We start from the raw sequence: 8,015 nt of genomic DNA on the forward strand, positions 1-8,015 counted from the left end.
CCTGTTACCAGTGTTGATCATGACGATTATGGGCCAGCAGATGTCCGTTGTCTTGATTACAATTTTGTATACCGTTTACGCAACCGGTCGGTCGATGGCATTTGGAAATAGTATGGCATACGGCTTGAAACATCTGTCCCGGGACGAGCAAAATGACGCCAACGCGATTTATGGAACTGGAAATATGCTGGCTGGATCGCTTGGAACGACCATCATTGCAGCGATGATGACGTCAGTTCATATCCCCAGCTTTTCCCATGTTCAAAATATTGCCACTGGAAGCCAGTTGGCATTTGCGATGATGGCGTTGATTGGTGTCGTGAACTTCTTCTTATTTAGGACGTTGTTTAAGAAGCGTTAAGGGGTTGTCTCAGCGAATTTTGATGCTTCAAAAGCTATGAAATAAACTAGCCTGAAGTATAACAAATATGATTGCATATTAAAAACCATCAAGACTCAAATCTTGATGGTTTTCATATATCTAATGAACATTAGTTTAAATCTTCAAAAAGTTCTCATCCTTATAAGCCGGATTTGGATAGTGGTAGAATCCTTCGCCAGATTCCATTCCGAGCTTACCTTGATCCAACAATTCCTTTAATTTATCGGCAAGCACTTGAGCGTTTGAGTCGCCGGCCTTGGCTTGTGCCTCCGTAATATTATAGGCAGTTCTGATTCCAACAACGTCTAAAATCGCAAATGGACCCATTGGAGCGCCAGTTGCTGCCATCCAGGTCTTATCAATCATTTCAGGATCAGCCACGCCCTTTACCCATAATCCTTCACCAGCACTGAGGAGTGGAATTAATAGTGAGTTGAGAATATAGCCAGGTTGCTCCTTCTTCAACTCAATTGGAATCATGCCAATGTCACGGGCAAATTGAACAATTTCTTTGTAGATGGCTGGATCAGTCTTTGGTGACCCCATAATTTCAGCCGTATTGTTCAGCCAAACCTGGTTGGCAAAGTGCATGTTTAAGAATTGTGCCGGACGGCCGGTATCTTCCATTAATGCACTTGGGACTAACGTAGATGAGTTACTGGTAAAGATAGCTTCTTTTGGTGCTAACTTACCAATCTTGTCATAGAATGGTTTCTTGATGTCGAGTCGTTCTGGAATCGCTTCGATCACTAAATCAGCGTTTTTAACGGCATCTTCAAGGTCCCAAGTATAAGTGATCCGTGATAGGCCGGCTTCAAATTCTTCGTCGGTTGCGGCAATATCGTGCTTATACATGTGACGAAGGCCCTTAATTCGCTCCTTTGCCTTGTTGATGGCATCCTCATTAATATCATAAACAGTGACACTGAACCCTTTAAACGCGGTTTGAAAGGCAATCTGGCTTCCTAAAACACCACTACCTGCAACCGTTACGTTTTTAATTGTCATAATAATATCCCCCTTGTGAAATGAAAGCGGTTTCGTCATTCACCTTAATTATAATTGGTCGGGTATGGAAAGCAACCAAATGCATTGTTGAAATCAACGCTGTTCGTCGTGACTTAATTTCACGGCTATTTTAGGCGTAATTAAAGGTCTGTTTTCTTGATTTCCCCCACAATTTAGCCTATATTTACCGCGAACTTAAATTGAGGAGGAATCGATATGTTTAATTGGGAGACGTTTGAACCAGACGAGTATAGCCGCAATCCAGAACCAAGTTATGTGGATTTAACCACGAGAAGCTACGTTACCGCTGAAGGTCACGCGACCAAGCATACGGATGACTCCAACTTTTTGAGGCTGGCGGGGGCAGCTGCTGAAGTTGCTCAGACCATTAGCGGTGGCCCTGACAAGGGAATTCCGGTTGAAGGCTTCAAAGCATACCGGCCATACCCGGTGCAGGCGGTCTGGACGAAAACCAGTGATGGTGAAGATTTTAAGATTTGGATTAAGCAACCGCTTTTCATTAACGAAAAGGACTTTGATGCTGCCTTAACCCGAACTGACTTTTCGGATTTTAACTTGGGAGAAATTAAGTTCGAGCACCTGGCTGAAGGCATTGAGATTCAAACTGTGAACACCGGAACCGTGACACCGGATAGCGAAGCACTGAAAGTATTAACCGACACGATTCAAAAGAAGGGCTTTAAAAGGCTCCAAGATGATCAACACCGTGAAGTCTACATTGACGGTGTCCCAATTGATTCTGGCAAGCTGATCTTGGTCCGATTAGCGATTGATGCTAATGGGCAGGAGTTGCCAGGAATCGTGCATAACTAACGGTGACATGAATGGGTTGATGACTTGTTCATTGACACATGATGATGGATCTTATATCGGTTGAAGGCCATATCTTTTTTGGTTTGCATTTATTAGAAACAATAAGTAGTGGTTGAATTCCCACTTTTCGATAGCGGCCTTCAATTTAGGGGCAATAATAGTTATCGCCCCTCGGAAAGGTTGCTAAAACAGGAGTTCGGGACAAAAGTCCCGAACTTAGCTGAAAATGCACCGGCAAATTTCCAAAATTGGAATTTGCCGGTGCATTTTTTGGATATATTCACTAATCATGGCGGACAGAAATGAATATAGCGAAATGGCCCGCTGCCATTTCATGATGTTATATGCCAGCAGGGCGATACCAACTTCGTTGCGGACCTTCGCGATGCCTCTGACCGATAATCTGAGGAACTTCAAATGAGCCTTCAAGTTGCCGAAAACCGGTTCGTCCTCTATTTTCCGTAATCCATAGAGACGTTGGCCTTCCTCACTTGAAAGCTTTTCGCGCATGTCTGTAATGATAACAAAGCCGACTTTGTGAAACCACAAAAAATGACCCCCAGGAGGAATTCTGGAGGTCATTTTGCTTTGCTTGGGACTTTTGTCCCAAACTCTTTTTCATCCCATTTCAACTATTGCGTTCATCACCAACGCTAATGCACATCGGATTGGTTCATCGGCCAACGGGTATTCTGTTTGCTCGGTAACAGGAATAAAATAAAAAGCCAAATCCATCCGATGATCGGAATGAGTTCAATGAGGATCCACCAGTTGCTGCGGTTTGTATCATGTAAGCGGCGCGCCTTGAGCGTAAAGCTCGCGATCCAGACCACCACTAAGTATATGCCGAACGCAATGGCCCGGCCGTTCAATTCCAACTCGAATTCGCCCTGCGCATTAGTAAAATCATTGGCCCCCGTCGCCAACCGGACGATGGCGGTAATTATCCAGATCGTGAAGTATGGGATCCAGAACTGCTTACGCGTGGCGCTGGCCCCAAAAACAAACATCTTTGTGAAATATTCTTTTATTGATTGCATCGCACTCTGTCCTCCCAGACATTATTAATTGTGTCGATTAACAAAAAACGACATTACAAATTGTACCATATGCAAATGGCAATCGTAAAATGTAGAAAAGGACGTGCGGACCTTTTTCTGGACCGGAACCGTCATGCAGACTTGGCTTGGCGGTATTCACGAGGGCTCTTTCCTCCTAAATAAATTTTTCTTCGTTTGGTGTTATACCACTCAAGATAGTCGTTAAGTTCTTTCATAAAATCCTGCACCGACTTTCCCTGCCAACTTTGGTTGTAGAAGAACTCGGTCTTTAAATGGCCGAAAAAACTTTCAGCCTGTGCATTATCTGGTGTACTAGACTTTTTGGACATTGAGCGAGTGAACCCATATTGATTCATTAAGCCAATCCATTCCGGCCAGCGATAGTGTGCGCCACGATCTGAATGAATGATCGGTCTTTCGCTCTCTGATAGTGTATCGGCAGCGGTATTAAGCATGGTATTAACTAATTCTGCATTTGGACTGGTCCCAATTGACCAGCTAGGGGTGCCCCCGTCAAAGCAGTCTACAATCGGAGACAGATAGACCTTCCCTGCAGGGATTGAAAACTCGGTGATATCAGTGACCCATTTTTGATTAGGCAAACTCGTATCAAAATTACGTGACAAGATATTTGGTACCGCTGGTGTGATTTCGCCCGCATATGAGTTGTACTTGCGACACCGCGTTATGGGGTCAATGGAACATCCATACGAAAATTAGCGGTAGGAAGACGAATTAGCAGAGTAAGAGTGTGTATTCCGGTTCGGCTTTTAGCCCCATCTAGTTTGAAGCCTGGTACGAATAAAATTTCTCAAGTGAATTAATAATGCTCCCTTTTTGGCAATGGGTTATTAAAAACATTTTTTTTGAATACCTTTTTAAAAACTCGAAAGCCTGTTAAATCAAGCTGCTAAGATCAGGGTGAGTTTGTTCCAAAAACTAACGTTTTTTATAATCTCCAAATATCGATAAATTAGGCTGGCAAAACAGACTCTCTTGGACGCATTCAAAAAAGATTAAAGTTCGTTTTTTAAAGCGTACCGCTACTTTTCGTATGGATGTTCCATTGACCCCATGAAACTGGGGATCCATGGAATCACCGTTGATTTTAACCAGATAATCAACGTGCGGTAATTTACCTTCGGAGTCCATTTCATCACGTTCATCAACCACTTCTTCACCAGTTCCGGCGGAAACGACCCCATCAATCTGTAAGATTTTGGAGGGGAGTTGCACGATGTTGTTGATGAGTGGAACAATGTCGGGTTGTGATCTAGCTGACTAAGATCGTGTTGGAGTAAGTCAGCTGCATTTATCTCTGACCCCAAAACCGTTGCAGGTGGCGATGCAGCGGTTTTCTTTTTGATTTATTTTAAAAACAAAATAAGTTTGGCTTGCACTCTTAGATAATTGGCGTTATAGTGTAATAGTAAAATATAACACTAGGGAGGTGGTACAATGAAATTTGATGATAAGATCCCAATTTATTACCAAATCAAGAGCTACATTTATCGTGAAATTATTGTCGGTGAGCTGGCACCAGGGGATAAATTGCCGGCGGTCCGCCAGTTAGCCGTTGATTTAACCGTGAATGTTAATACGGTCCAACGAGCGCTTGGCGAATTAATTTCAGAGAAGATTATTGAACCTCAGCGTGGAAAAGGCAACTTTGTCACAGAGGACCGTGAAATCATTGAAAAATTAAAGAAAATGTTGATTACAGAACAACTTCAGGAATTATATGAAAACCTCTATCAGCTGAATGTTACGGATGACGAAATCGTGACCTATTTACAAACTTATATTAAAGAAAGAAAGCAGGTGCAATCATGACGAATACAATTGAAATAAAGAATCTAACCTATCGAAAAAACTATCGCAGTATTCTTGAAGATGTGAACTTGACTATTGAGGCTGGCAAGACAGTTGGGTTGCTTGGAGAGAATGGTGCCGGTAAGACCACGTTGATGCGGTTGATTGCCGGTGTTGCCAAGGGATCGGTTGGAAGCATTACAGTTGCTGGGCAAAATAAAGTCCCAATAATGAAATCCTATATCAGTTTCAGTGAGCAGTTGGGTGGGTTTAATCCCAACATGAGAATTGATCGGATCATTCGGTTTTATGAGGATGTGTACCCGGACTTTTCCAATGAGAAATATAACCAAATGGCAGGTTTCCTGCAGATTGATGAAGGTTTGCGGTTATCAGCACTCTCAAAAGGGATGAAGGAGAAGTTGGTTATTGGACTGACATTATCCAGAGATACGAAAGTTTACCTGCTGGATGAACCATTTGGCGGGATTGACAGTAGGACCCGAAAAAAGATTATCCAAAGTATCATTAAGTGGAAAAGCGATGATGCCGTCATTCTGGTTTCCGATCACTACGTTTCCGAAATATCAAGTATCTTAGACGAAGTGGTGATTATTAAAGATAAAACCATTTATACACACAAGAGTACCGAAGAGATCCGTTCAAAGTACGCGGAGGGAATTGAGCAATACTACGAAAGCATATATGAAGGGAATGACTTCGATGACTAGTTTTTTTAATCTCAATAAAACGTTAACCAGACCAAAAATCAGAATCGCAAACCGAATTTTACTAATAGATGTAATTGCGATCGTTGTGGCGCTACTTTATGAAGTGTATCAAGGACAACTGGAAACTCAAACCCCAGTTGCCATTTCTTTGTTATTTTCGATATTTGTCGGGATCGTTGCATTTATCCTATTTTCCAGAAATAGCGAACACATCTTTGTGAGTGATTCTTACCGCCTAATCCCAACAAGTGATACCAATTTATTTTCAGCTAATCTGCTATCTTCTTTCATTGCGATGATCTACGTCGGACTCGCTCAATTGGTATTGTACCTCGTGACTTTGATCCCATACTGGGGACAGTTCGGAAGTGCGTTTAAAACAACAATGCACTTCTTGTATCAAAGCTCGAATAAGGCCCACTTCGCGATGAATGTCACGCTATCGATCATTAGTGCAATCGTGTTGGCGGTTGTCGCATTACTGTTTTTCTGGACGTCAATTAGCCTCATTCATTTAACAGGGTATACCTTAACCAACTTTTTACCGGATGCCCGGCAAAAGTTCTTCCGTTTTGTTCTTTACATCGTCGTGGTTTTCGCATTTGGCTACATCTACACCGTGTTCGCAAACCGGATTGGCGATATCATCGAGCATTTCCACTTATTTGAAGGCATGTCTAGCAATCTATACGCCAACTTATTCTTAGCATCCTTGTACCTAATCGTATTTGGCCTGCTCGAATCGATTGGGATTGTTTACCTGCTAAAAAAATGGGTGGAAACAGAGAACTAGTTAGTTCGCCTTTATTGCAAACTGCCTTAAAAGCAACCCAGTATAATCTTATGACACAGGCTGTGACAAAACGAATGGTTTTGCCACGGTCTTTTTGTCGCCATTGTTGGTATGCAATGTCAGTTTAATGATATAATCAAACTCTGAATAAACTGAAAGGGCAGGCAGTCATCTTGAAAAAGACTTGGTCGTTAACGACATTTTATCTGAGCTATGTTTTCTTAATCGTTCTTTGGTTCTTCGGCCGGGAGCTGATCGATTTTATCACCCATCATTTTACCGATGGGCTTGCAAGCGATTTGACGAGCCTGATTATTAAAACAGTCATTATGGTTGGTCTGGGAGTGTTCTTTATTAGTCGGACCAACGACCAATTATGGGTATCAAAACGCAAACTATATAACGGAAACTTTCCGATTCAATTTTGGATTGTTCTTGCGATGTTTTTTGCATACTTGATATTTTTAATGTTTGGTGCACACCATGGCTTTTACATTAAACCTAATCTACTTCAAAGTGGTGAGCTATTAAGCGTCACACTGGGAGCCGGTCTGATTGAAGAATTCTTGTTTCGGGGATTCTTTATGAACTTTTTAATGACCCGTTATGGGATTGCGACCGCCAATATCATTCAGGCAATTATGTTTCAGATTAGTCATTTTCCGCTATATTACCTGGAGGGGTTATCGCTCATGTCTTGGTTCATTAACATCATTAACGTCTTTCCTTTGGGTTTGATCTTTGGCTGGATGTTTTACCGGACGAAGAACTTGTGGCCGAGCACGATTTTACACTGTGTTTGGGATACTGGGGTGACTTTGTTTATTTAAAACACAAATTTTTTAAGTCCGATGATTGACAGAATGCCAGTTTATTGTAATAATAGTAATCGTTACTATTGAGTGTACACAAAATAACCTAAAACCCAAAAACAACAATACGATTATTTGGAGGAATGACATGGCAAAGAAATCAAAAATCGAAAAGAACAAGCGGCAAGCGGCTCTGATCGCAAAGTATGCGGATATCCGCCGAGAATTGAAGAAGCAGGGAAACTATGAAGCCTTGGCCAAATTGCCTAAAGACTCAAATCCTAATCGGCTTCGGAATCGTGATGAATTAGACGGGCGTCCACGTGGTTACATGCGCAAGTTTGGCATGTCACGCTTGAACTTCCGGAAGTATGCCCATTTGGGACAGATTCCAGGTGTCCACAAAGCCAGTTGGTAAATATTTTTACTAAGGAGTGGTGAATATGGAAAAACAAGATTTAGCCAGTGCCCATCGCCGGCTGAAGAGCCCAAGTATCAAGGTTCGCAAGCGCGCTTTGAAGATTATTCATGAAGCTAAGGCAAATAAGCCGCGTAGATAAGCAAGTTCACGGTGATGTTGTC

General features: G+C 42.2%; 10 protein-coding genes and 2 pseudogenes. 8 read left to right on the top strand and 4 right to left on the bottom strand.

The genetic code is table 11. The features are described from left to right. A pseudogene (locus AB3112_RS05975) lies at positions 1-361 on the top strand (MFS transporter); the annotation flags it as partial. Positions 362-496: 135 nt separating this feature from the next. Here AB3112_RS05975 and AB3112_RS05980 read toward each other — a convergent pair. Beyond that, entirely contained in the window at positions 497-1,390 is an 894-nt protein-coding gene (locus tag AB3112_RS05980) for a 3-hydroxyacyl-CoA dehydrogenase (RefSeq protein ID WP_084973875.1), read from the bottom strand. Between the two features lie 216 nt (positions 1,391-1,606). On the opposite strand from AB3112_RS05980, the gene AB3112_RS05985 reads away from it, so the two are divergent. Beyond that, a complete protein-coding gene (locus tag AB3112_RS05985) occupies positions 1,607-2,224 on the top strand; it encodes a hypothetical protein (protein ID WP_057909812.1) in 618 nt (205 codons plus the stop codon). A 216-nt stretch (positions 2,225-2,440) separates the two neighbouring features. Here AB3112_RS05985 and AB3112_RS05990 read toward each other — a convergent pair whose 3' ends face one another. From AB3112_RS05990 to AB3112_RS06000, 3 genes and pseudogenes are all read right to left on the bottom strand, one after another. Next, a complete protein-coding gene (locus tag AB3112_RS05990) occupies positions 2,441-2,773 on the bottom strand; it encodes a transposase (RefSeq protein WP_179136527.1) in 333 nt (110 codons plus the stop codon). A 104-nt stretch (positions 2,774-2,877) separates the two neighbouring features. Beyond that, entirely contained in the window at positions 2,878-3,264 is a 387-nt protein-coding gene (locus tag AB3112_RS05995) for a DUF805 domain-containing protein (protein ID WP_057909814.1), read from the bottom strand. Between the two features lie 131 nt (positions 3,265-3,395). Beyond that, positions 3,396-3,974 (bottom strand): annotated as a pseudogene (locus AB3112_RS06000) (IS3 family transposase); the annotation flags it as partial. A gap of 769 nt (positions 3,975-4,743) precedes the next feature. Here AB3112_RS06000 and AB3112_RS06005 point away from each other — a divergent pair. The 6 genes from AB3112_RS06005 to AB3112_RS06030 all read left to right on the top strand — a co-directional run bounded on the left by AB3112_RS06005 (position 4,744) and on the right by AB3112_RS06030 (position 7,993). Next, complete coding sequence (locus tag AB3112_RS06005) at positions 4,744-5,118, top strand: GntR family transcriptional regulator (protein WP_084973881.1); 375 nt, start codon at positions 4,744-4,746, stop codon at positions 5,116-5,118. After that, positions 5,115-5,828 (top strand): ABC transporter ATP-binding protein, encoded by a 714-nt coding sequence (locus tag AB3112_RS06010; protein WP_084973883.1) that lies wholly within the window; start codon positions 5,115-5,117, stop codon positions 5,826-5,828. Before AB3112_RS06005 ends, AB3112_RS06010 begins: the two co-directional genes overlap by 4 nt. Next, entirely contained in the window at positions 5,821-6,621 is an 801-nt protein-coding gene (locus AB3112_RS06015) for an ABC transporter permease (protein ID WP_367334109.1), read from the top strand. Before AB3112_RS06010 ends, AB3112_RS06015 begins: the two co-directional genes overlap by 8 nt. A 173-nt stretch (positions 6,622-6,794) precedes the next feature. After that, positions 6,795-7,451: a CPBP family intramembrane glutamic endopeptidase gene (locus tag AB3112_RS06020; RefSeq protein ID WP_084973887.1), complete on the top strand. Its 657-nt coding sequence runs from the start codon at positions 6,795-6,797 to the stop codon at positions 7,449-7,451. A 130-nt stretch (positions 7,452-7,581) separates the two neighbouring features. Continuing rightward, on the top strand, positions 7,582-7,851 hold the full coding sequence (gene rpsN / locus AB3112_RS06025; RefSeq protein WP_057909819.1) for a 30S ribosomal protein S14: 270 nt from the start codon (positions 7,582-7,584) through the stop codon (positions 7,849-7,851). 25 nt (positions 7,852-7,876) lie between these two features. Beyond that, on the top strand, positions 7,877-7,993 hold the full coding sequence (locus AB3112_RS06030; protein WP_099046967.1) for a putative metal homeostasis protein: 117 nt from the start codon (positions 7,877-7,879) through the stop codon (positions 7,991-7,993). Positions 7,994-8,015 lie beyond the last annotated feature (22 nt).

The organism is Lentilactobacillus sp., assembly GCF_040773105.1.
GTDB lineage: Bacteria > Bacillota > Bacilli > Lactobacillales > Lactobacillaceae > Lentilactobacillus > Lentilactobacillus parabuchneri.

Coding starts and splice junctions, on each gene's coding strand:
- AB3112_RS06015 (WP_367334109.1), top strand. CDS start 5,821: ATGACTAGTTTTTTTAATCTCAATAAAACGTTAACCAGACCAAAAATC.
- AB3112_RS05995 (WP_057909814.1), bottom strand. CDS start 3,264: ATGCAATCAATAAAAGAATATTTCACAAAGATGTTTGTTTTTGGGGCC.
- AB3112_RS05980 (WP_084973875.1), bottom strand. CDS start 1,390: ATGACAATTAAAAACGTAACGGTTGCAGGTAGTGGTGTTTTAGGAAGC.
- rpsN (WP_057909819.1), top strand. CDS start 7,582: ATGGCAAAGAAATCAAAAATCGAAAAGAACAAGCGGCAAGCGGCTCTG.
- AB3112_RS06005 (WP_084973881.1), top strand. CDS start 4,744: ATGAAATTTGATGATAAGATCCCAATTTATTACCAAATCAAGAGCTAC.
- AB3112_RS06010 (WP_084973883.1), top strand. CDS start 5,115: ATGACGAATACAATTGAAATAAAGAATCTAACCTATCGAAAAAACTAT.
- AB3112_RS06030 (WP_099046967.1), top strand. CDS start 7,877: ATGGAAAAACAAGATTTAGCCAGTGCCCATCGCCGGCTGAAGAGCCCA.
- AB3112_RS05985 (WP_057909812.1), top strand. CDS start 1,607: ATGTTTAATTGGGAGACGTTTGAACCAGACGAGTATAGCCGCAATCCA.